15 protein-coding genes and 1 tRNA gene are annotated in these 24,051 nt (G+C 70.9%); 12 read left to right on the forward strand and 4 right to left on the reverse strand.

Going from position 1 to position 24,051, the window contains the following annotated elements; genetic code table 11:
- Positions 1-134: 134 nt before the first annotated feature.
- From ACIQRW_RS26560 to ACIQRW_RS26610, 11 genes are all read left to right on the forward strand, one after another.
- The gene (locus tag ACIQRW_RS26560; protein WP_403764667.1) at positions 135-2,564 is read left to right on the forward strand and encodes a sodium-translocating pyrophosphatase; all 2,430 of its coding nucleotides are present in this window, start codon (positions 135-137) and stop codon (positions 2,562-2,564) included.
- Positions 2,565-3,033: 469 nt separating this feature from the next.
- On the forward strand, positions 3,034-3,720 hold the full coding sequence (locus ACIQRW_RS26565) for a small secreted protein (RefSeq protein WP_403764669.1): 687 nt from the start codon (positions 3,034-3,036) through the stop codon (positions 3,718-3,720).
- 78 nt (positions 3,721-3,798) lie between these two features.
- A complete protein-coding gene (locus tag ACIQRW_RS26570; RefSeq protein WP_403764671.1) occupies positions 3,799-5,325 on the forward strand; it encodes a methyltransferase in 1,527 nt (508 codons plus the stop codon).
- Positions 5,326-5,885: 560 nt separating this feature from the next.
- Entirely contained in the window at positions 5,886-6,083 is a 198-nt protein-coding gene (locus ACIQRW_RS26575) for a hypothetical protein (protein WP_032791540.1), read from the forward strand.
- A gap of 281 nt (positions 6,084-6,364) precedes the next feature.
- Complete coding sequence (topA, locus tag ACIQRW_RS26580; protein ID WP_403764673.1) at positions 6,365-9,268, forward strand: type I DNA topoisomerase; 2,904 nt, start codon at positions 6,365-6,367, stop codon at positions 9,266-9,268.
- A 263-nt stretch (positions 9,269-9,531) separates the two neighbouring features.
- Complete coding sequence (tmk, locus tag ACIQRW_RS26585; RefSeq protein WP_403764674.1) at positions 9,532-12,819, forward strand: dTMP kinase; 3,288 nt, start codon at positions 9,532-9,534, stop codon at positions 12,817-12,819.
- Positions 12,820-13,033: 214 nt separating this feature from the next.
- Entirely contained in the window at positions 13,034-14,239 is a 1,206-nt protein-coding gene (locus tag ACIQRW_RS26590; protein WP_403764676.1) for a DNA polymerase III subunit delta', read from the forward strand.
- Positions 14,240-14,318: 79 nt separating this feature from the next.
- Positions 14,319-15,848, forward strand: coding sequence for an alpha/beta hydrolase (locus ACIQRW_RS26595; RefSeq protein ID WP_403764678.1), 1,530 nt, complete (start codon positions 14,319-14,321; stop codon positions 15,846-15,848).
- Positions 15,849-15,971: 123 nt separating this feature from the next.
- Positions 15,972-16,048 (forward strand) — tRNA-Thr (locus ACIQRW_RS26600).
- Positions 16,049-16,946: 898 nt separating this feature from the next.
- The gene (locus ACIQRW_RS26605; RefSeq protein ID WP_403764680.1) at positions 16,947-17,405 is read left to right on the forward strand and encodes a hypothetical protein; all 459 of its coding nucleotides are present in this window, start codon (positions 16,947-16,949) and stop codon (positions 17,403-17,405) included.
- Positions 17,406-17,416: 11 nt separating this feature from the next.
- A complete protein-coding gene (locus tag ACIQRW_RS26610; protein ID WP_403764682.1) occupies positions 17,417-17,767 on the forward strand; it encodes a hypothetical protein in 351 nt (116 codons plus the stop codon).
- A 7-nt stretch (positions 17,768-17,774) separates the two neighbouring features.
- Here the strand turns inward: ACIQRW_RS26610 and ACIQRW_RS26615 are convergent, their stop codons facing one another.
- From ACIQRW_RS26615 to ACIQRW_RS26625, 3 genes are all read right to left on the reverse strand, one after another.
- Positions 17,775-18,944, reverse strand: a complete 1,170-nt coding sequence (locus ACIQRW_RS26615; protein WP_403764684.1) for a hypothetical protein — start codon at positions 18,942-18,944, stop codon at positions 17,775-17,777.
- A 151-nt stretch (positions 18,945-19,095) separates the two neighbouring features.
- A complete protein-coding gene (locus ACIQRW_RS26620; protein ID WP_403764685.1) occupies positions 19,096-19,515 on the reverse strand; it encodes a PIN domain nuclease in 420 nt (139 codons plus the stop codon).
- On the reverse strand, positions 19,515-19,769 hold the full coding sequence (locus tag ACIQRW_RS26625; RefSeq protein ID WP_403764687.1) for a type II toxin-antitoxin system VapB family antitoxin: 255 nt from the start codon (positions 19,767-19,769) through the stop codon (positions 19,515-19,517). The genes ACIQRW_RS26620 and ACIQRW_RS26625 overlap by 1 nt, the downstream gene beginning before the upstream one ends.
- A gap of 514 nt (positions 19,770-20,283) precedes the next feature.
- Here ACIQRW_RS26625 and ACIQRW_RS26630 point away from each other — a divergent pair.
- A complete protein-coding gene (locus ACIQRW_RS26630) occupies positions 20,284-20,583 on the forward strand; it encodes an IclR family transcriptional regulator C-terminal domain-containing protein (protein WP_403764773.1) in 300 nt (99 codons plus the stop codon).
- Between the two features lie 161 nt (positions 20,584-20,744).
- Here ACIQRW_RS26630 and ACIQRW_RS26635 read toward each other — a convergent pair whose 3' ends face one another.
- Positions 20,745-24,023 carry a family 78 glycoside hydrolase catalytic domain gene (locus tag ACIQRW_RS26635; RefSeq protein WP_403764689.1) on the reverse strand — a complete coding sequence of 1,093 codons (3,279 nt, stop codon included), beginning with the start codon at positions 24,021-24,023 and terminating at the stop codon, positions 20,745-20,747.
- Positions 24,024-24,051: the final 28 nt, after the last annotated feature.

Below are 24,051 nucleotides of genomic sequence, written 5' to 3' on the forward strand. Positions count from 1 at the left end.
TCGAGGAGAATCTCGCCGCTGATCTTTCGGCGTTGGGGGGAGAGCGACCAATTCTCTTCCCACCCACTGTTTTGATCAGGTTCCGCTCCCTACAATCCGTCCACGACTTGAGCGCTGAGCGTCAAGGAGGACGTATGGCGGAGTTCTTCACCACCCCAATGGCAGCACTGACGCAAGAATCCGCACTTTCCGACCGACCCGTCTCCCTCGCGGCGGCGGTACTCACCGACGGCAACCGGCTGATCGTCATCGCGGTGGCGGTCGTCGCCGTCGCCGCGCTGATCGTCGCCCAGCTGCTCGTACGCCAGGTCCTGGCGGCCGGCGAGGGCACCGCACGCATGAAGGAGATCGCCGCGGCGATCTCGGAGGGCGCGAACGCCTATCTGTCCCGACAACTGCGCACGGTCGGTGCCTTCTCCGTCGTCGTGTTCTTCCTCTTGTTCCTGTTGCCGGCCGACAACTGGTCGCAGCGCGCGGGGCGTTCCCTCTTCTTCCTGGTGGGTGCGCTTTTCTCCGCGGCGACCGGATACATCGGCATGCGGCTCGCCGTACGGAGCAATGTGCGGGTGGCCGCAGCCGCACGTGAGGCGACTCCAGCGGAAGGCGAGCCGGAAAAGGATCTCACCGCCGTCTCGCACAAAGCGATGAAGATCGCTTTCCGTACCGGTGGCGTAGTCGGAATGATCACGGTGGGACTCGGCCTGCTCGGGGCCTCCTGCGTGGTGCTCGTCTATGCCGCCGACGCGCCCAAGGTGCTGGAGGGCTTCGGCCTCGGCGCGGCGCTGATCGCCATGTTCATGAGGGTCGGCGGCGGCATCTTCACCAAGGCCGCGGATGTCGGGGCCGACCTGGTGGGCAAGGTGGAGCAGGGCATCCCGGAGGACGATCCGCGTAACGCCGCCACCATCGCCGACAACGTGGGCGACAACGTCGGTGACTGTGCCGGCATGGCCGCCGACCTCTTCGAGTCGTACGCCGTGACGCTCGTCGCGGCGCTCATCCTCGGTACGGCCGCGTTCGGCGACTCCGGTCTCGCCTTCCCCCTGATGGTCCCGGCGATCGGCGTCGTCACCGCGATGATCGGGATCTTCGCGGTGGCCCCGCGCCGTGCCGACCGCAGCGGCATGACCGCGATCAACCGCGGCTTCTTCATCTCCGCGGTGGTCTCACTCGCCCTGGTGGCCGTCGCCGCCTTCACCTATCTGCCCTCCTCGTACGCCGAGCTGGACGGGGTCACCGACGAGGTGATCGCCGGGCACGGTGGCGATCCGCGGATCTTCGCCCTGGTCGCGGTGGCCATCGGCATCGTCCTGGCCGCGCTCATCCAGCAGCTCACCGGCTACTTCACCGAGACCAATCGCCGCCCGGTCCGGGACATCGGGAAGTCCTCGCTCACCGGCCCGGCCACTGTGGTGCTGGCGGGCATCTCCATCGGCCTGGAATCGGCCGTGTACACCGCGCTGCTGATCAGCCTCGGCGTCTACGGGGCGTTCCTGCTGGGCGGTACGTCGATCATGCTGGCGCTCTTCGCGGTCGCGCTCGCCGGGACGGGGCTCCTCACCACGGTGGGCGTCATCGTGGCCATGGACACCTTCGGGCCGGTCTCGGACAACGCCCAGGGCATCGCCGAGATGTCCGGGGACGTCACGGGGGCCGGCGCCCAGGTGCTCACCGACCTGGACGCGGTCGGCAACACGACCAAGGCCATCACCAAGGGCATCGCCATCGCCACCGCCGTCCTCGCAGCGGCGGCGCTCTTCGGGTCCTACCGTGACGCCATCGCCACGGCGGTGGACGAGGTCGGGGCCGGGGCGGGCGAGCTGGGGCTGAGCCTGGACATCTCGCAGCCCAACAACCTCGTCGGCCTGATCCTGGGCGCCGCGGTCGTCTTCCTGTTCTCCGGCTTGGCCATCAACGCCGTGTCCCGGTCCGCCGGAGCCGTGGTCTACGAGGTCAGGCGGCAGTTCCGCGAGCATCCCGGGATCATGGACTACTCGGAGAAGCCCGAGTACGGGCGCGTCGTCGACATCTGCACGCGCGACGCCCTGCGCGAACTGGCCACACCGGGACTGCTCGCGGTCCTGGCGCCGATCGGGGTCGGCTTCACCCTCGGCGTCGGCGCCCTCGGCTCGTACCTCGCCGGCGCGATCGCCACGGGCACGCTGATGGCCGTGTTCCTCGCCAACTCCGGGGGAGCCTGGGACAACGCCAAGAAACTCGTCGAGGACGGCCACCACGGTGGGAAGGGCAGCGAGGCCCATGCCGCGACCGTCATCGGTGACACGGTCGGCGACCCGTTCAAGGACACGGCGGGTCCGGCGATCAACCCGCTGCTCAAGGTGATGAACCTGGTCGCTCTGCTCATCGCCCCGGCGATCGTGCAGTTCAGTTACGGAGCGGACGCCAATCCCTGGGTGCGGGCGCTGGTGGCCGTCGTCGCCATCGGGATCATCGTCGTCGCGGTCTACGTCTCCAAGCGGCGCGGCATCGCCGTGGGCGACGACGACGCCTCGGGGGACGCCGGCCCCTCGGTCCCCGCGCCCGATCCCGCGGCGGCCCCGTGAGCCGTACGTAGCGAGGTGTGCCGGGCGCGCGTAGTTGTGTGACGCGTGGTCAAGGTGTGGGCGGGCGGTACGCGCTGACGTGCCGTTCGCCCCGCCTCCGCCTCCGCCTCCGCCTCCGTTTCCGCCTCCGCCTCCGTCCGCTCCTCCTCCGCCTCCGCCTCCGTTTCCGCCTCCGCCTCCGTCCGCTCCTCCTCCGCCTCCCGCTGCCCCTCCGGCGCCGCTTCCGCTCTCGTACCGGTGTCGTCCGCGTTTGCGGCGAGGGTGATGGGGGGCGATGGGGCCAATGATCGGGAGCAGCCTTTCGGATGAGTGCCCGATCGTGCGTCCGATTCTCGGCGCGAGTGGCATCTCCCTCATTTCCCTTGGTGCAAATGGCTTCAAAAGCGTGCACACCGGATGACCGGCACCCGGCTGTCGTCCCCTCGGCGTGTAAGTTCCGGGGCCGAGAGCCTTGGAAGGGACCCATCCGGTGAACAAGAAGCTTGCAGCCGCACTGTCCGGCGGTGCGGTACTCGTACTGACGCTGTCGGGCTGCAGCGACGACAGCGACAACAAGGTCAACGACTGGGCCAAGAAGGTCTGCGACCAGGTTCAGCCGCAACTGCAGAAGATCGCCAACGCCAACGCCTCCATCCAGCAGCAGACCGCGGACAACAGCAAGCCCGCCGACGTCCAGAAGACCGACTCGGCCGCCTTCCAGCAGATCTCCCAGGCGTACAAGTCGCTGGGCACCGCCGTGGACTCCGCCGGTCCGCCGCCGGTCGACGACGGCGAGACCACGCAGAAGGAAGCGGTCAAGGAGCTCAACGCCTCCTCCAAGGCGTACGCCGACCTCAAGACCGAGGTCGACGCGCTCGACACCAAGGACCAGGCGAAGTTCGCCGATGGGCTGAAGGGCATCGCCGACGAGCTGAACAAGATCAGCACCAGCGGTGACCAAGCTCTGAAGAAGCTCCAGTCCGGTGAAGTCGGCGTCGCGATGTCGAAGCAGAAGGGCTGCCAGAAGCCGACTGCCTCGACCGGCCCCTCCGGCTCCGCGGCGGCCGGCTCCGACGCGTCCCCGGCGGGCACGGACGCCGACAAGAACGACGCGACGGAGAAGGACGCGACGGAGAAGGACTCCGCGGACAAGGACTCCGCGGAGAAGAAGGGCTGAGCGCCGTTCTTGCGGCCCGGGCACCCGGTGGGTGTCCGGGCCGCTGCCGTTGTCGGTGGGAGCGGACACAATGGGTGGGTGAGTAAGAGCAGCCTTCCCGCATCCGACCACGCCGCCGCCCTCCGTGAGGCCCTGCTCGCCGCGGACTTCACCGCGGACGGGCTCCTCGACCGCCTCGGCGCGCCCGCCTATGCTGCCCTCGCCCGCAGCGAGACGGTCCCCGCCCTGCGGGCCACCCGGGGTGACACCCCGCTCGACACGCTGGTGCGGCTGTTCCTGCTGCAGCGTCCCGTCGCCGAGGAGCGGGCACGTGCCGCCCTGCCGCTCGCCGAGTGCGTCGCGGACGGCTGGGTGAGCCACGCCGACGGGACGGTCCGTGCGGGCGTCGACGTACGGCCGTACGGGGGGCCGGACGGCGAGGACTGGTTCATCGTGTCCGACCTCGGCTGCGCGGTCGGCGGTGCGGGAGGGATCGGCTCGCGCGAGGAGGGCGTCGTCCTCGGGGTCGGCGGGGCCTCCACCACCCTCGCCGGGATCACCGTCCGGGCGCCGGTCGCCTCGGCCCTCGACCTCGGTACGGGCTCCGGCATCCAGGCGCTGCACGCGGCCCAGCACGCGAGCCGGGTCACCGCCACCGACCTCAACCCCCGTGCCCTGGAGTTCACCCGGCTCACCCTCGCCCTGTCCGGCGCCGCCCCTGCCGACCTGCGCGAGGGCTCCCTCTTCGAGCCGGTGGGCTCCGACACGTTCGACCTGATCGTCTCCAACCCGCCCTTCGTCATCTCGCCCGGCGCCCGCCTCACCTACCGGGACGGCGGCATGGGCGGCGACGACCTGTGCCGGGCGCTGGTGCAGCAGTCCGGCGCCCATCTGAACGAGGGGGGTTACGCCCAGTTCCTCGCCAATTGGCAGCACGTGGAGGGTGAGGAGTGGCAGGACAGGCTGCGCTCCTGGGTGCCGTACGGCTGTGACGCCTGGATCGTCCAGCGCGAGGTCCAGGACGTCACGCAGTACGCCGAGCTGTGGCTGCGGGACAGCGGCGACCACCGCAGCGACCCCGCCGAGTACACCGAGCGGTACGAGGCGTGGCTCGACGAGTTCGAGGCGCGGGGCGCCACGGCCGTCGGGTTCGGCTGGATCACCCTGCGCAAATCCGCCGCGGCGGAGGCCGGGAACCCCTCGATCGTGATCGAGGAGTGGCCGCACGCGGTGCAGCAGCCGCTCGGGCAGGCAGTCCAGGAGCACTTCGCCCGCCAGGACTACCTCCGCGACCAGGACGACGCGGCGCTGCTCGCCGGGCACTTCGTCCTCGCGGCCGAGGTCGTGCAGGAGCAGGTCGGCCTGCCGGGCGCGGAGGACCCCGAGCATGTGGTGCTGCGTCAGCACCGCGGCATGATGCGGGCGACCAAGGTCGACGCGGTGGCCGCCGGGTTCGCGGGCGTGTGCGACGGCTCGCTGCCCGCCGGGCGGATCCTGGACGCCATCGCGCAGTTGATGGCGGAAGACCCGGTGCTCCTGCGCGACCGCACCCCGCAGGCGATCCGGCTGCTGGTCGAGGAGGGCTTCCTGGAACCGGCGCCCGGCGCCGTACCGCGGGGCCAGTAGGGCGCGGAGTGCGTCGAGGCCTTGGAGAGCGCGGAGTGGGTGGAGGGCGCGGCGAGTGCGGAGTGCGCCGGGGCCGCGGAGGGCGCGGCGGCCGGCGAACTGGAGGCCGTTTCCGTACGACGGTGCGAGCTGGAGGCTTCCGTACGACGGTGCGAGCTGGAGGCCGTTTCCGTACGACGGTGTGAGCTGGAGGCCGTTTCCGTACGACGGTGTGAGCTGGAGGCCGTGTCCGTAGGACAGTGACCGCGGCCGCCTCCGGTACGGGGTGGGGGCGCTCCCCGCTCGGGCGGTGCCGTCCTTTTCACCAGTGCGTTCCCGCTCCGCGCGCTCCCCGGCGCGCCCGGACCGTGCATTCCGGTCGTGTGATCCCTGGGCGGTCCGTATGCGATTCGGATGCGGCCGATGGGGTTCCGCTGGTCGGCGGGGGAGTGCTGTTCACCCTGGGTTCGTGTGGGCGATGCCCCGGGGTGACAACCTCCCCGTGCCGGGCCGCCGAGGTCCGGCTCCGGGACCGGTCGGCCCGCCCCGGGCGGTTCGCCACGACGGTCCGGGAGTACGACATGGAGAGCGTCTCAGCAGTCTTCGCCGGTACGGCCCTGGCGCTGTTCGGCGCCGCCCTCCTGATCTGGACAGGGGCGCGAGCCCTGCACCGCGCGCCGGTGGCGCACGGTGTGAGCCCCGTCGCCTCCACCGCACTCACGACGCTCTTCGGCGTAGTTTTCCTCGGCCTCGGCGTGTGGTGCTTCACGCTCGTCTGATTCGCGCCCCCGGCAGTGCGGCGCCCGGGCCGGCAGGTTGCCCGGCGGACATGGCGACCACCTCCGAAAAGACACTGGCCAAGCCTCCGCGTGGCGCGGACCTGGCGGTCCGGGCGGCAGGAATGGCGGAAGTCGGGTTACCGTTCGAGTGGCCGTTGCGGGCTTTTGCCGTTTGACACGGGGGCGGGTTGTACCGTCACACTCCGCAGCGACAGCACCGCGGGCAGCGTCATGACGCTGCCCGGATGCCCATCGAGTGTCGACCGGAGAGAAGAGCGAAGTTGTCCCCGACCAGCGAGACCGCACAGGGCGGCCGCCGACTCGTCATCGTCGAGTCGCCTGCCAAGGCGAAGACGATCAAGGGCTATCTCGGCCCCGGATACGTCGTCGAGGCGAGCGTCGGGCACATCCGCGACCTCCCGAACGGCGCGGCCGAGGTCCCGGACGAGTACACCGGCGAGGTACGCCGCCTCGGGGTGGACGTCGAGAACGACTTCCAGCCCATCTATGTGGTCAACGCCGATAAGAAGGCCCAGGTCAGGAAGCTCAAGCAGCTGCTGGCCGAGTCCGACGAACTCTTCCTCGCCACCGATGAGGACCGCGAGGGCGAAGCCATCGCGTGGCACCTCCAGGAAGTGCTCAGGCCCAAGGTCCCGGTCCACCGGATGGTCTTCCACGAGATCACCAAGGACGCGATCCGGGCCGCCGTCGCCAACCCGCGCGAGCTCAACCAGCGCATGGTCGACGCCCAGGAGACCCGCCGCATCCTCGACCGCCTCTACGGCTACGAGGTCTCGCCGGTCCTGTGGAAGAAGGTCATGCCGAAGCTTTCGGCGGGCCGCGTCCAGTCCGTCGCCACCCGGCTCGTCGTCGAGCGGGAGCGCGAGCGCATCGCCTTCCGCTCCGCCGAGTACTGGGACCTGACCGGAAAGTTCGCCACCGGCCGCGCCGGTGACGCCTCCGACCCCTCGACCCTCACCGCCCGCCTCAGCGCGGTCGACGGCCGCCGGATCGCCCAGGGCCGCGACTTCGGCCCCGACGGGCAGCTGAAGGCCGGCTCCGCCCAGACCCTGCACCTGGACGAGACGAACGCCCGCGCCCTGGCCGCCGCGCTCGCCGACTCCTCCTTCGCGGTCCGGTCCGTCGAGTCGAAGCCGTACCGCCGCTCCCCGTACGCCCCCTTCCGGACCACGACCCTCCAGCAGGAGGCGAGCCGCAAGCTGGGCTTCGGGGCGAAGGCGACCATGCAGGTGGCGCAGAAGCTGTACGAGAACGGCTTCATCACCTATATGCGTACGGACTCCACGACCCTCTCGGACACCGCGATCTCCGCGGCCCGGGCCCAGGTCACGCAGTTGTACGGGGCGAACTACCTCCCCGAGAAGCCGCGTACGTACGCCGGGAAGGTCAAGAACGCGCAGGAGGCGCACGAGGCGATCCGCCCCTCCGGCGACCGCTTCCGCACCCCCGCCGAGACCGGCCTCACCGGCGACCAGTTCCGGCTCTACGAGCTGATCTGGAAGCGGACCGTCGCCTCCCAGATGAAGGACGCCGTCGGCAACTCCGTCACCGTCAAGATCGGCGGCCGGGCGAGCGACGGCCGGGACGCCGAGTTCTCCGCCTCCGGCAAGACGATCACCTTCCACGGCTTCATGAAGGCGTACGTCGAGGGCGCGGACGACCCGAACGCCGAGCTGGACGACCGTGAGCGCCGGCTGCCGCAGGTGGCCGAGGGCGACGCGCTGTCCGCCGAGGAGGTCACGGTCGACGGGCACGCCACCAAGCCCCCGGCCCGCTACACCGAGGCCTCGCTGGTCAAGGAGCTGGAAGAGCGCGAGATCGGCCGCCCGTCGACGTACGCCTCGATCATCGGGACCATTCTCGACCGCGGCTACGTCTTCAAGAAGGGCACGGCACTCGTCCCGTCCTTCCTGTCCTTCGCCGTGGTCAACCTGCTGGAGAAGCACTTCGGCCGGCTCGTCGACTACGACTTCACCGCCCGCATGGAGGACGACCTCGACCGCATCTCGCGCGGCGAGGCCCAGTCCGTGCCGTGGCTCAAGCGCTTCTACTTCGGCGCCCAGCCCGGTGACGACACCACGGCGGTCGGAGCGGCCTCCGACGCGGGCAACGGCGACGGCGACCACCTCGGCGGCCTGAAGGCACTGGTCACCGACCTCGGTGCGATCGATGCCCGCGAGATCTCCTCCTTCCCGGTCGGCAACGACATCAAGCTCCGCGTCGGCCGCTACGGCCCGTACATCGAGCGGGGCGAGAAGGACGCCGAGGGCCATCAGCGGGCCGACGTCCCCGAGGACCTGGCACCCGACGAGCTGACCGTCGAGCTCGCCGAGGAACTGCTGGCGAAGCCCAGCGGCGACTTCGAGCTGGGCGCCGACCCGGTCAGCGGCAACCAGATCATCGCCAAGGACGGCCGCTACGGCCCGTACGTCACCGAGGTGCTGCCCGAGGGGACGCCGAAGACCGGCAAGAACGCGGTGAAGCCGCGGACCGCCTCCCTCTTCAAGTCCATGTCCCTGGACACGGTCACCCTCGCCGACGCCCTCAAGCTGATGTCGCTGCCGCGCGTCGTCGGCGAGGACGCCGAGGGCGTCGAGATCACCGCGCAGAACGGCCGCTACGGCCCGTATCTGAAGAAGGGCACCGACTCCCGGTCGTTGACCTCCGAGGACCAGCTCTTCGACATCACCCTCGAAGAGGCCCTCGCGATCTATGCCCAGCCCAAGCAGCGCGGCCGGGCCGCGGCCAAGCCGCCGCTCAAGGAGCTGGGCACCGACCCGGTCAGCGGTGCGCCGGTCGTGGTGAAGGACGGCCGCTTCGGCGCGTACGTCACCGACGGCGAGACCAACGCGACGCTGCGGACCGACGACAGCGTCGAGGACATCACGCCGGAGCGCGGCTACGAGCTGCTCGCCGAGAAGCGCGCCAAGGGGCCCGCGAAGAAGAAGACGGCCAAGAAGGCCCCGGCGAAGAAGGCAACGGCCAAGAAGACGGCCGCGAAGAAGACGACGGCCACCAAGACCACGGCCGTCAAGAAGACCGCGGCGAAGAAGGCGACGACGGCCAAGAAGGCGACGACGACCGCCAAGACGGCCGCCAAGAAGACGACGTCGACAGCGAAGAAGACGGCTTCGGCCTCCGCCGCCGCCCCGTCGGACGACTGACCCCGCCGTTCGCGCGGATCGCACCCAGCCGCCCGGTACCTCGATCCCCGTGATCCAGGTGCCGGGCGGTGGTGCGTAGGCGTGCGGGGCGGTGGCGCGTAAGCGTGCCGGCGGCGGTGGGCGAAAGCGTGCGCGTCGGTGGTGCGCAAGGGGGCCGGGCGGTGGTGCGCAAGAGGGTCTCGCGCACCATGGCCGGAAGCTGTCTGCGTCCATATGTTCGGACGGGCCGACGGTCACCGCATCGCTGCCGATAGGCTGGGCGGATGACGCGAGCCGAGCAGCCAACGGTCGTGAGCCCCACCTCCGACACACTTGCCGCAGACTCACGCGAGCGCGCCGTACGGGCCCTGTTGCGTATTCCCCCGCTGAAGCGGTTGTGGAGCGCCCAGCTCGTCGGCGGTATCGGCGATGCACTCGCCCTTCTCGTGCTGGTGCTGCTGTCGCTGCAAGCGGCGGTCCTTGAGGGCTCATTCGGCACCGGATACCGCGGGGCGGCCTTCGCCGTCGCCGCCGTCTTCGGTGCCCGGATCCTTTCCACCCTGTTCTTCGGAGCCGTACTCCTGGGGCCCTTGACGTCCCTCACGGGGCCCGGCGGAAAGCTGGACCGGCGATGGCTGATGATCGGGGTGGACGGGCTACGCCTGGCGCTCCTGGTCGTCGCCCCGCTGTGGATCGACTGGACGCCCGACAAGGCGCTCATGATGATCCTCATCACCGTCTTCGTGACCGGCGCCGGTGAGCGCCTGTGGGCCGTGGCCAAGGACAGTGCCGCCCCGGCGCTGCTGCCGGCCCCGCCCCTCGAAGGCGCGGCCGTACGCCCCCTGCCCGACCACCTCGACGCCCTGCGCCGCCTTTCGCTGCGTACGAACTTCCTCGCTGTGCCCGCCGCCGCGCTGGTCCTGCTGGCCGCCACGCTGGTCGGCAACCTCCTCGGCTCGGGCCTGGAGTGGTTCTCCTTCCACCAGGCGGCCCTGGGGTCCTACGTCGCGGCCGGGCTCTTCTCGGCCTCCATCTCCACCCTGTACTTCCTTCAGTTCCCGGCCACGCAGACGACCCGGCCGCGCTCCCCGCTGGAGGGCCTGCGCCGCCCCGCCACCGGCAACGGCCCCGACAAGGGCCGCACCGGCGCGGTCCCCCTGTTGGTCGCGGTCTGCGCGGCCCTCGCCGGAGCCGTCGCCGCGGCGGCCGCCGTCTCCGTACTGCACGCCTACGACCTCGGGGGCGGGCCCGCGACATTCGCGCTGCTGGTCCTCGGACTGACGGGTGGCACCGCCCTCGGCATCCGCACCGCGCGCCATGTGTTGCCCACCCTGTCGCGCCGCCGTCTGCTGGCGCTGGCCATCATGGTCACCGGCCTCGCGCTCCTCGCGCTCGGCCTGGTGCCGGACACCGCGACCGGGATCGCCATCGCCCTGCTCGCCGGTTACGCCGCCGGGGTCGCCGCGAACACCGGGCACACCCTGATCGACCAGGAGACCGAGGCGTTCCGGCAGGCCCGGACCACCGAGCACCTCCAGGCCGTCGTCCGGGTGCTCGTCGCGCTCGGCGCGGTCGCGGGCCCCCTGCTGGCCGCCGCGATCGGGCGGCACCGCCTGGTCGCCGGCGACTTCGTTTTCGCCCACGGCGGGGCCGCGTTCACCCTGATGCTGCTCGGCGCGCTGCTGCTGCCCGTCGCCGCGCTCGTCCTCGCCAAGACGGACGACCGGGCGGGCGTGCCGCTGCGCCGGGACCTGCGCGAGGCGCTGCGCGGCGGCGACCCGGCGGTGGCGCCCGCGGCCACCGGCTTCTTCCTCGTCCTGGAGGGCGGTGACGGAGCGGGCAAGTCCACTCAGGTCGAGGCGCTCGCCGACTGGATCCGGTCCAAGGGCCACGAGGTCGTCGTGACCCGCGAGCCCGGGGCGACCCCCGTCGGCAAGCGGCTGCGGTCGATCCTGCTCGACGTGTCCTCGGCCGGCCTGTCCAACCGGGCCGAGGCCCTGCTGTACGCGGCCGACCGCGCCGAGCACGTCGACTCCGTCGTCCGCCCGGCGCTGGAGCGGGGCGCGATCGTCATCTCCGACCGTTACATCGACTCGTCCGTCGCCTACCAGGGTGCGGGCCGGGACCTGGCCCCGACCGAGATCGCCCGGATCTCGCGGTGGGCGACGAGCGGCCTCGTGCCGCATCTGACGGTGCTGCTGGACGTCGACCCGGCGACCGCGCGGGAGCGGTTCACCGAGGCGCCGGACCGGCTGGAGTCGGAGCCGGCCGAATTCCACGAGCGGGTGCGGTCCGGGTTCCTGACCCTGGCCGCCGCCGACCCGACGCGCTATCTGGTGGTGGACGCCGGCCAGGAGCCGGAGTCGATCACCACGGTCGTACGTCACCGGCTCGACCAGCTCCTGCCGCTCTCCGAGGCCGAGATCGAGGCCATCGAGGAGGCGCGCCGCCAGGCCATCGAGGAGGCCCGGCGCAAGGCGGAGGAAGAGGCCGCGCGCAAGGCCGAGGAGGAGCGCCTGGAGAAGGAGCGCCAGGAGCAGCTCGCCCGGCTGCGCGCCGAGGAGGAGGAGCGCAAGCAGCGCGAGCTGGAGGAGGCCCGTCGCCGCGAGGCCGAGCGCCAGGCGGAGGAGGCTCGGCAGCGCGCCGAGGAGGCCCGCCGCCGCGCCGAGGAGGACCGGCTCCGGCTGGAGGCCGAGGAGCGGGTCCGCGAGGCCGAGCAGGAACGTCTGCGCAAGCAGGCCGAGGAGGAGGCCCGGCTCCGCAAGGAGGCCGAGGCGCAGCGGCTGGAGAAGCAGCGCAGGGCCGAAGAGGCCCTGATGCGCGCCGAGGAGGCCCGCCGCCGGGCCGAGGCCGAAGCCGCAGCCCGTACGGAGGCGGCGCGCGCCGAGGCCGAGCGGGCGGAGGCCGAGCGGGCGGAGGCCCGGCGGGCGGAGGAGGCGCGGGCGTCCCGTGACTCCCGTGACTCCCGTGACTCCCGTGACTCCCGTACGGAGACCTCCTCGCCGTCGTCCCCGCCGTCGTCCTCGCGGTCGGAAGGCCCGTCCGTTCCGGAGAACGAGCTCACGGTGCCCACACCGATCGTGAACCCGAACGAGATCACGCAGCCGGTTCCGGCGGTCCGGCCGGAGGACGACCGACCTTCCGGGTCCGGCACGGGTACGGGGGCACGTTCGGGCTCCGCCTCCGGGGAGGACGAGACGGCGATGCTGCCGCGCGTCACGGACCAGCGGCCGGGGGACCGGCGGCTGGCCCGGGACGCGGATGAGACGGCCGTGCTGCCGCCGGTCTCCGCCGATCGGCCCTCCGACCGGGTGCCCCAGGGCTTCTTCCGGGACGAGAGCCAGGCGGCCTCGCCCGCGGAGAGCGAGAACGAGCGCACCCGGGAACTGCCGCAGGTCGAGGACCCGAACGCCGGAGAGACGCCCGACCGGCAGCAGGGCCGCCGCAAGCGCCCCCGCCCGGACTGGGCGGAGGAGACTCCGCTGGACGACCTGCCGACCCTGGCGGACGAGCTGCTCGGGGGCCAGGAGGACGACGGCCCCGCGGGCCGGGGACGTCGCCCGCGCGGCTGACGCCCCAGCCCCACCGCCTACGGTGAAGTCCCGGCCCGTCCGTCCCTCCGGGGGCGGGCGGGCCGGACTGTCAGTGGCGTCCCCCACAATGGAGAGCGGCGAGACGGACAGCGCACCGTGCACCCTCCCGCAGAACGACGCAGTACGACGCTGAACGCTCAACGCCCCCGCCGCACCACAGCACGGCACGACACCACCGGAAGGGCGGTGACCCATGACCGTATGGGACGACCTGGTCGGACAGACCCGCGTGCAGGAACAGCTCGCCGCCGCCGCCAAGGACGCCGACGCCCTGGTCACCGCCGTGTCCGCCGGCAAGCCGCTGGACCAGGGCTCGAAGATGACGCACGCCTGGCTGTTCACCGGACCGCCGGGCTCCGGCCGGTCCACGGCGGCCCGGGCCTTCGCCGCCGCACTCCAGTGCACGAGCCCGGACCGGGCGCTGGGCGGCGCCCCCGGCTGCGGCTTCTGCGACGGCTGTCACACCAGCCTGATCGGTACGCACGCCGACGTCCAGGTCATCCGTACGGATCTCCTCTCCATCGGCGTGAAGGAGACCCGCGACCTGGTCCGGCGCGCCCAGCTCTCCCCGGCGGTCGGCCGGTGGCAGGTCATCGTGATGGAGGACGCCGACCGCCTCACCGAGGGCGCGGGAAACGTCCTGCTGAAGGCCGTCGAGGAGCCCGCGCCGCGCACGGTCTGGATGCTCTGCACCCCCTCGCTCGAAGACGTCCTGCCCACGATCCGTTCCCGCTGCCGGCACCTCACCCTGAGCACCCCGCCGGTGGAGGCGGTGGCCGACGTCCTGATTCGCCGCGACGGCGTCGACCCCGAGCGGGCGCACTCCGCGGCACGCGCCACCCAGGGGCACATCGGCCGGGCCCGCCGTCTCGCGACGGACGAGCGGGCGCGGGCGCGGCGGGCGGCGGTGCTGAAGGTTCCGCTGCGGGTCGCCGACGTCGGGGGGTGCCTCAAGGCGGCCCAGGAGCTGATCGACACGGCCACCGACGACGCCAAGCAGATGGCGGAGGAGGTCGACGTCAAGGAGACCGAGGACCTCAAGGCGGCGCTCGGCGGGGTGGCGGGGGGCCGGATGCCGCGCGGTACGGCGGGGGCGATGAAGGAGCTGGAGGACAAGCAGAAGCGCCGCAAGACGCGTACGCAGCGGGACAGCCTCGATCTGGCGCTGACCGAGCTCACCGGGTTCTACCGCGATGTGCTGGCACTCCAGCTCGGCTCCCGGATCGCCATCGCCAATGTCGACGTGCAGGACGCCCTCGACCGGATCGCGGAGTCCTCGACGCCCGCGGGGACCCTGCGCAGGATCGAGTCGGTGATCGCCTGCCGGGACGCGATGGACCGCAACGTGGCGCCGCTGCTCGCGGTGGAGGCGATGACGATGGCGCTGCGGGCGGGCTGAACGCTTCCACGCCGGGTCCCTGTTCACCCGAATGAGCAGGGAATCGGACGACTCGTCACCCGGCGGATACGCTCCCTGAATGGATACCAGGCGGCTGCTCCGCACCTTCGCCATCGGGATCGGCACTGCCGGCCTCCTCATCTCCGGCTGTAGTGGCAGCGGCTCGTCGCCGAGCGCTTCGGCCACCGGCACCGCGGCCCCCGAGGGCCTGTCGTCGTACTACGCGCAGAAGCTGAGCTGGCGCGACTGCGGGGTGGAGGGGTTCGAGTGCGCGACGATGAAGGCGCCGAAGGACTACGACAAGCCGGATGACGGCGACATCGACCTCGCCGTCTCCCGCAAGAAGGCCACCGGGCCGGGCAAACGGATCGGCTCCCTCCTGGTGAATCCGGGTGGCCCCGGCGGCTCCGCGATCGGCTATCTCCAGGGGTACGCGGCACTCGGCTATCCGGCCCAGGTGAGGGCCCGCTACGACATGGTCGCGATCGACCCGCGCGGCGTGGCCCGCAGCGAACCCGTCGAGTGCCTCACGGGACCGGAGATGGACGCCTACACCCAGGTCGACCAGACGCCCGACGACGAGGCGGAGGTCAAGAAGCTGAGCGCGTCCTTCGAGAAGTTCGCGGCGGGCTGCGAGAAGCGGAGCGGCGAGATCCTCCCGTACGTCTCCACCGTCGACACGGCCCGCGACATGGACGTCCTGCGGGCCCTGCTCGGCGACGAGAAGCTGAGCTACGTCGGAGCGTCGTACGGGACCTTCCTGGGCGCCACCTACGCGGACCTCTTCCCGGAGCGGGCCGGCCGCCTCGTCCTGGACGGGGCGATGGACCCCTCTCTGAAGGCCATCGACATGAACCGCGACCAGACTGCGGGCTTCGAGGGGGCCTTCCAGTCCTTCGCCGCCGACTGCGTCGAGCAGCCGGACTGCCCGCTGGGCACCACGTCCACCGCCGACGCGGCGACCGCGCTGAAGCAGCTCTTCAAGGACCTGGACGCCAAGCCGGTCCCGACCGGCGACGACCGCAAGCTGGGCGAGTCCCTGGCCACCACCGGCGTGATCGCCGCCATGTACGACGAGGCGGCCTGGCCGCAGCTCCGCGAGGCGCTGGCGGGCGCGCAGCGCAGCGACGGCTCCGGCCTCCTGTCCCTGGCCGACAGCTACTACGAGCGCGAGCCGAACGGGAAGTACGCGAACCTGATGTTCGCCAACGCCGCCGTGAACTGCCTCGACCTGCCGCCGGCCTTCGACGGCCCCGACGCGGTCGAGAAGGCGGTCCCGGACTTCGAGAAGGCGTCCCCGGTCTTCGGGCGCGGCTTCGCCTGGGCCTCCCTGAACTGCGCCTACTGGCCCACCGATGCCACGGGCACCCCGCACCGCACCGAGGCGAAGGGCGCCGACCCGATCGTCGTCGTCGGCACCACCCGCGACCCGGCCACCCCGTACAAGTGGTCCGAGGCCCTCGCCGAGCAGCTCTCCTCCGGCACCCTGCTCACCTACGAGGGCGACGGCCACACCGCGTACGGCCGGGGCAGCGACTGCGTCGACACGGCGATCAACACGTACCTCCTGGAGGGCACCGCGCCCACCGACGGCAAGAAGTGCACCTGACCCCTGCCCCTCCGACCTGCCCTGACCAGCGCAAACGCCACCGGGAGTGCCGTGTGCTGAGCACCCCCGGAAACTGTGTAGACTTGGCCCCGCTGCTGATCGCACCATAGTGCGACAGGGCGCGCCGCCTTAGCTCAGTTGGCCAGAGCAACGCACTCGTAATGCGTAGGTCTCGGGTTCGAATCCCGAAGGCGGCTCCATGGTAAGCCCCAGGTCAGGCCTCTGACCTGGGGTTTCTTGTTTCGGGTGACCTTGGAATTCGGGTAGATCGGACACCCGCGACCTAGGCATCGTAATGGGTAGGTCGCGGGTTGACCCCCTGTTGCCGACGAGCCCCTGACGAGACTCTGACCAGCGGTTTTGACGTACTTGAGCCGTTCGGTTGACTGGGCAGGCAAACGCTCCGGTGGACAGTCGGTGGACAAGCGTGCGTGACGGCTCGTCGGAAACGCCCTGCAGCCCCTGGGGGAGGCGAGGGTTCCGATGCCTTGGGCAGAGTGGACGGCGGCATAGTGGTTGTGCTGTTCCGACAGGTTGAGGGAACCCCTGGTTGCCGAGGGGCGACGTCTCTGGTGAGGTTCCCGCCGCAGAGTCGCCCTCGGATGGGATCTCGTCCGTGGGAGGATCGGCAGGTAGGCCGGAGTGCGGCGGAGGTGACGTCGTTGGTGGCGGACGAGGCGATGGCGCAGCGCCTGCTGGGTTGGCTGGTGCCCGACGGTGACTCGCTGGTCGCGCTCTCGGGGCCGAGGTCGAACGCTTCTGCTGGTACGAGCTGCCCCGCAAGTGGCACGCGGACGCGCGTGAGCAGCAGCGGGCTGTCACAGTCCTGGCTGGCCTGCTGACCAAAGGCGGCCGTGTTCGGGCTGTCGCGGTGTGCTCGAGCGCGACCACCGCCCAGGTACTGGCGGCCTGGCAGCGCTCCGAGGAGGCGGGCTTCGCGGCCTGCCGCAAGGCCGTGGCTGCCTCGCCCACGACCCCGCCGGACGTGCCCGAGCTGAGCTGGGGGCAAGTCATGGGCATCCAGGACGCGCTGGTCTGTGCCCCCTCGAAGGTCGACTGGAGCAGGCTCTGGACGACGAGGGCGAGCTCGGCCCGGACGTGCGTGCGTTCCCGGCCGCGCGCCGACGGCTCGTCCAGCACTGGCTCATCACCGCGCAGCCCGTGTTCGAGGGCCGCGTTCCGCTGGAGGTCGTCCGCCGAGAACGGCGCGAGGTGTGGGCCGCGGCGCCCCCGGCTGAGCGCCGTGCCCTGCTCGCCGCCGTCCTGCCTGCCCTGGAGGAGCCGACTGCGGCAACCGTGGACACGGCTGAGCCGCTGCGGTGGTTGCTGGAGCAGATCGGTGACGGGGTCACCCTGACCCAGGCCGGCTACCGGCCCCGGGAACTGGTGGCAGCCGCGTTCGCCCGTTATCCGCGCTGGTACCCGATCGGCAAGGGGCGCGCTCCGAGGCGGACCTGTTCCAGCTGGCCGGCCTGCACGAACTCGCCCGCGCCCACGGACTGGTGGCCAAGCGCCATCGCATGCTCAAGCTCTCGGCTGCCAGCCGTGCTCGGCTGACGGACCACCAGTTGCGTCAGCGCACGGCCGCGCTGGCCTGGCTCGGCGACACCGCAGCGGATCGGCAGGTGGCCGAGTACGCCCTCTGCGCGCTGTGGGCGGAGCCCCGGCTCCACGAGGACCTGCGCGATGCCGTCCATCCGGTGCTTGCGGCGGGCTTCACCCACGGCGACGGCACCGCGATGGAGGCGAAGGACACCGAGCGGCTGCTGTGGAGGCTCTGGCACGCCGGTCGCGAACTCGGCTACCTCGACGAGCGGGAACGGTCCGTCGACGCCCCGATCTCCCTGTCCGCCACTGGCCGCTCGGCCGCCCTCGCCGCGCTCCGCCTCCTGGCCGAGGGGCCGCGCGGTCGCGTCTGAGTGCGCCTCAGCGGGCCGTCAGACCGGCGTCGGTGAGGCGCTGCATCAGCGAGGGCTTGCCGCGGTGCTGTTCGCGCAGGTCGTGCAGGCGCCGGGTGAACTCCTCGGGGTTGCCTACTCGGTCGTGGGCCTCGCGGAGATCCTTCAGGAGCGTGATGGCGGTGTCGTAGGTGCCGGGCTGCTTCTTCCCGATCAGGTGGGCGATGTCCTGCCAGGTTTGCTCGGCGTTCTCGGCCAGGCGGTCCAGGTGGCTCTCGCGGGCCCGCCGTTCGGCCCGACGGGCCTGGGTGCGGGCTTGTTCCTGCTGCCGGGTGTGCTCGGTGCGCACCTCATGGGCGGCGTCGAGGAGTTCCGCGGCTGAGCGGCGCCGGGCGGCGGTGGACGGTCCGGCCGTACCGCGGGACGCGGCGCGGTGGCGGGCCAGCAGCGTGGGGCCCGGCTGCGGGGCGGTTCCCAGGACGGCGTCCAGCAGCATGGTGTCCTTCTCACGTTGCGGCAGGGCGCGGATCCAGGCGGCGAGCGCGTCCGTGTCGTTGGCCTGGGAAGGGGCGGCACCGCTGGCGCGGGCAGCCGCGGTGAGCAGATGCGGGTCGACGTGAAGGAAGTCGGCCAATGCCTGCTGCGGGCCGGTGAGTCGGGCGAGACCGGCGGGTACGTGCGGCTCGACGGTGGAGGTGTACTCGTCCTCGTCGACGTCCTCCTCCAGCTCCCAGCGGGTGAGCATGGAGAGCCAGGACAGGTAGAGGGGGCGCAGGTCACCGGCGGCGAGTTCGGTACGCAGGGTGGTGAACGAGGCGAGGGTGAAGGAGGTCTCGAAGTCCCATTCGCCGCCGTCCTCGGCCTCGTAGGAGAAGTCGAGCAGCAGGTGCCCTTTCCTGGTCCAGCAGGTCAAGGCGTCTTCCGTGCAGTATGGTTCGGCGCTGCGGGCGGGCAGCAGTGTGGTGGGCAGGCGCAGCATCAGGTGCCGCGAGCCCCAGTTGGCGTAGTACAGATGGGCGTCGTACACCTGCTCCATCAGTTTGCGCTCGTCGCCGCGGAAGTTGCCGTAGTGGTACTCGTTGACGAAGTGCGTCGCGCTGATCCGGGCCCGGCTCGACAGCGCCCGCACCGCTTCGAGCTCGTCGTTCGTCAGCGGCCGGTCGATGGCCTGGAACTCGTAGTACTGGTACTCGCTCACATCCGCGCAGCCTATCGATGTCAGGCCGTCGTCACCCCGAGCCCGACGTGCCGCCTGCGCCGAGGAGGGAGCGTCACGGTGAGGTCCACGCTGTCGCCGTGGATGTACCTGCCCCGCGAGAGCGGCAAGGAAGCGGAAGATCTCAACCTGATCACCGGTCGGCACTGCCGGGCGATACGACCCATTCGGTGGGTTGGCCGGTGAGGGAGGCAATCATGTCGAAGTCGCCGTCGTAGTGGAGGACCGTCCGCCGGTGCAGTTCTGCCGTGGCGGCGATCAGCAGGTCGGGCAGGGACAGTGCACGGTGGAAGCCCGCGTTGAGAGCGTGCCGCTGGACCTCCAGGGCGCGGGCGAAGGCGCGGTCGTCAACGGGGAGGTAGTCGAAGGCGTGGAGCCAGGTGCTGATCCGGGTCGCCTCCGAGCGGTCCCGCGCGGAGTGGATCATCTCGTACTCGGTGGGCCGGCACACGGCGAGGAGGTAGCGCTCGTGCAGGGGCTTGAGTACGTCCTTGACGTTCGGCTTCGTCCAGCGGGCGAGGGCGGACTTGTCGATCAGGTAGCGGTCCTGCATCAGGCGGCCCGGCCTCCGTCCCGGCCGCCGTCGCGCTTGAGGGAGCCGTCCGCGTTGCGGGGCCCGGTGTTCTCGACGATCTCGCTGAAGTCGAGTTCGCCGGCCTCCATGGCGTCGAAGCCCTCCTGCCGGAGGTGTCTCTTGACGGCGTCCTCCATGGCGAGGCGGACAGCTTTGGCCTTGGTCTTGGTGCCGAAGATGCGCATGGCCTCGGTGACCATGTCTTCGTCGAGGTCGATGACTGTTCTGGCCATGCGGATAGTCCCTTCGCGCACATTTCCACCTGCGCACTTCTACCTGAAAACGATAGCACCGATCGACGATACTAGATATCGTTTTGATTGAGGTCGTTGCGTGGAAGGGGACCTCGGCACCGCCCCCGGTCCAGGCCGGCGGACGTGGCCGGCGGTCCGTGCGGCTCCCGGTCACAGAGTCGCTCAGCGGGCGGACCCGTAGGGGTGGAAGACGTACGAAACGGCCTGCGGGCGTAGATCACGACATGTCACAGTCGTGGCGCGGACAGTGCGATGAACGAGGGTGTCCCGGCACAGTTTTCATGATCCATTCCTCTGGGTGATGCGTCCCGCTTGGGGCCTCATGATCGCCCCCGGTGGACAACCGGTGGACAAGCGTGCAGCGCAGCCTCGAACGCCCGCCGGATCAGCGGCGCCGCCTTCTCCAGGTCGGCTGCCGAGACGATACGGACCTCCAGGTCGCCGGTCCCGAGGTTCCCTGCTCGCCTGGGTACCGGACGATGAACTCGACGATCTGCTCGCGAACCATCTCACCCGGTTCACCGATGCCACCTACGCCGACGCCGACAAGCTGCGAGACCACCTCGCCGACATTCGCGACCAGGGCTTCGCGGTCAGCCGCGGCGAACTCGACCCCGATGTACTCGGTATCGCAGCTCCTGTCCGCGGCGAAGACGGCCGGATCATCGCCGCCATCAGCATCGCGACACTCTCGCATCGCGTGCCCGACCAGACGATCGACCAGTACGTCACCCCTGTTCTCGAGGCAGCCAAGCAGCTGGCCGACCAAGTGCAGCTGCGAAACATCGCCTGACGCTACAGCCCATCCAGCACGGCAGGGACGGCCAACGACGCGCACTGCGCCCGCAGGAACTTATGTGGATCGACGGCCTCGCCTCCCGCCCGGCGTCGAGGCCGTCGTCGCCTGAGTGCCTCGACTTGCGGCCCTCTCCCTTGCCGTATTGAGTCCTGCCGTCAGGGGCGGCCGCGGAATCCCCAGATGCCATGCGCGGCGCGGTAGATCACATAACCGGGCTCGGTACGTACGAACTCCGTCCCTTCGGGCGCGTGGGCGTCGTCTTTGGTAGCCGCTGGTACGTGGACCTCGGCCGTGGCGCCCACAGGGACGTCGACCGTGAGGCGGACGGTCTCGTCGACGCGTGACCAGGAGACCGCGGCAGGTCCGCGCACCGTGTGCAGCTGCGTGCGGGCCCAGTCGACGCCGGTGCGGGCGTCCGGTCGTACGGTGAAGGTGCGGTATCCGGCGTCGCCGGGGCGCAGGCCGGCTACGTTCTCGTACAGCCACTGCACGACTGTGCCCAGGAAGTAGTGGCCGCGCGAGCGCGAGTCGCTCGGCCAGTACTCCCACATAGTGTCGGCGCCGTTGGCGAACCAGTGGCCCCAACTCGGGTACGTCGTCTGGGTGGCGACGGCGTGGGCGACCTCCGGGTGGCCCTGCGCGCTGAGGGCGCGCAGCAGGACGCTGGTGCCGAGGCAGCCGGTGTTGAGGTGGTTGCCGCGCTTTTTGATGTCGGCGACGAGGGAGGCGGTGACGCTTGCCCTGGCGCCGGCCGGGACCAGGCCGAAGGCGAGCGGGATGCAGTTGCTGGCCTGCCGGTATTCCGGGTCCTTGGCCGTGCGGTAGTAGCCGTCGGAGCCGAGGAACTCCTTGTTGAGGGCGTCCTTCAGCTTGCGCGCGGCGGTGCGGTAGCGGTCGCGGACATCGTTGTCACCGATGAGTTCGGCCATGTCGGCGGTGTCGCAGAGTGCCCGGAACAGGTAGCAGGTCGCGGTGAGCCGGGTGTCCTCGGGCGGGACCTCGTAGCCGGGAGAGACCCAGTCGCCGAGGGCGGTGACCGCCAGGCCGTTCTCGAGGCGGCCGAGTTCCCAGTCCAGATAGCCGGTCACGGTGGGCAGGTGGTCGTGGATGACGCGCTCGTCGCCGTACACCCGGTACATCTCGCGGACGAGGAACGGATACACCGTGGTCCACTCCGGCGTCGGCGCCAGTTCCTTGTAGCCCCAGCCACCGCTGGGGACGATCACCGGCAACTGACCCTCGCCGTTCTGGCTGTCCCGCAGATCGCCCAGCCACTTGCCCAGGAAGCGGTGCATGCCCAGGGCGTACATCATCGTGGGGGCGCCGACCTGGGCGTCCCCGGTCCAGCCGTTCTTCTCGTACATCGGCGTGTCGGTGGGGATGCCGTGCAGATTGTTCAAGACGGTGCGGCGCATGGCCTGCTCGAGCTTCTCGAAGAAGGGCTCGGAGCAGCGGAAGCTGCCGGTATCGGAGACCTCCGAGTGCACCAGCCGGCCGCGCACGTCGTCCAGGGACGGCTTGCCGGGCAGGCCGCTGATCTGCACGTAACGGAAGCCCTTGTACGAGAACTTGGGCTCCCACGTCTCCGCTGAACCGCCGCCGGCGCAGATGTATTCGTCGGTCTGGAAGCGGCCGGGCACGTGGGGTGTCTCGGCGTGCACGCTGCCGTCGTCCTTGAGCTTTTCGCCGTGCGCCAGGCGGATGGTGGTGCCCGCTTCGGCCCGTACGGTCAGCCGCGTCCACCCCGCCATGGTGCGGCCCATATCGACGATCCAGTCGTCGCCGTGCGCCTTGACGTCGACCGGGCGGACGGTGTCGGTGATCTGGATCGCGTCGTGGGGCTGGGCGCCGAGCGTGCCCTTGGGGGCTTTTTGGCGCGGGGGACTGCTCCAGCCGGCGTCGTCGAAACCGGGTTCGGTCCAGCCCGCGGGGTGCTTGCGGGCGTCGTAGGTCTCGCCGGCGTACAGCGAGTTGGAGCGGGTCGGGCCCTCGGTCATGCGCCAGGAGCCGTCCGTGGCGATGGTGGTGCGGGAGCCGTCCGGGTGGTGGAGCTCCAGCTGGCCGAGGAGGCGGGGCTCGCCGTGCCACGGCGGGGTGTGCCAGTTCCAGACGTTGGATGTGGTCATGCCGAAGAAGCCGCGGCCGAGTGTCACACCGATGGCGTTGATGCCCTTCTTGACGTACTTGGTCACGTCGTGGACGGCGTACAGGACGGTTTCGTCGTAGTCGGTGAAGCCGGGGTCGAGGACCTGGCGACCGACTCGGCGGCCGTTGATCTCGGCCTCGTAGTAGGCGAGGCCGCTGATGTACAGGCGTGCCCGGGCCACGGGCTTTTCGACGGCGAACTCGCGGCGCAGCAGCGGCGCCGGCAGCTCGTCCGCCGCGACCTGGACGCCGTTGCCCCACGGGCCCTCGCCGTACGGGGCGAGCACCTTCCCCTCCGCCCAGCCGCTGTCGTCGAATCCGGGCTGCTGCCAGCCGGGCTGCTCCGCATCGGCGCACCGCCAGCCCGGCCCCGTGACCAGCTCGTGCTCGCCGTCGCCGGTCTGCACCAGCAGACGTACGAGCAGGCCGGCGGGGTTGACCGACGCCTCACCGCGATTCGTCGCCCGAGCGGCGACCACCACGCGGCCACCGGCGGCGCGTACCTCCTTGGTCGCGTCGGCCAGTCGGCCGGTGCGCCAGCCGTCGGGCTGCACAGGTGCGTGCAGCACTTGCTCGCCGTTCAGGTACAGGGTGAAGTCGTCGTCGGCACTGGCCACGATCCGGGCGGCGGATATCTCGGCGCCTGCGGGGAGTTCGACTGCGCCGCGGAACCACACCGAACCCGCGGGAGCGTCCTCCGTGGTGGCGCCGGGGGCCCAGATCCAGGACGCCCCGTCGAAGCCGGGCGGCGCCGGCGGCGCATCCGCGCCGATCCAGTGCCCCTTCCAGTCCCCCTGCGCCAGGGCGGTCTCCCACCAGTTCGCGGCGGACAGGGCGGACGGCTGCCCGTCGCCGTCCCAGACCTGTACCTGCCAGTGGTAGCGGGTACGGGGCTTGAGTGCGGGGCCGTCGTACGCGATGCCGATGGACTGCTCGGAGGAGACCCTGCCCGAGTCCCATACGGTCGAGGCATCCGCATCGTCGGGGTCGGTGAAGACCACGACCTGGTAGGCGCTCTGCTTGGCGCCCGAGCCGGGGGCGGACAGCTCCCAGCTCAGCCGTGGCGTCGCCACGGCGGTGCCAAGGAGCGTGGTCGCGTACTCGACGGTGGTGCGCTCGATCTTCAGTACGCCGTCCTTCTGGCGGCGAGCATCGCTGCCGACGGCGGCGGCGGGGGTGGCCTGGCTCAGGCCGAGGATGCTCGCGCCGGCGCCGACTGCCGCGGACGTTCGCAGGAAGTGCCGCCTGTTCCACGCACTGTCATGGGGGGTTTCATGCTCGTTGCTCATAGCACGCTCCTTGCATGGCGAAGGGGAG

Source organism: Streptomyces sp. NPDC091287 (genome assembly GCF_044768525.1).
Lineage (GTDB): Bacteria > Actinomycetota > Actinomycetes > Streptomycetales > Streptomycetaceae > Streptomyces.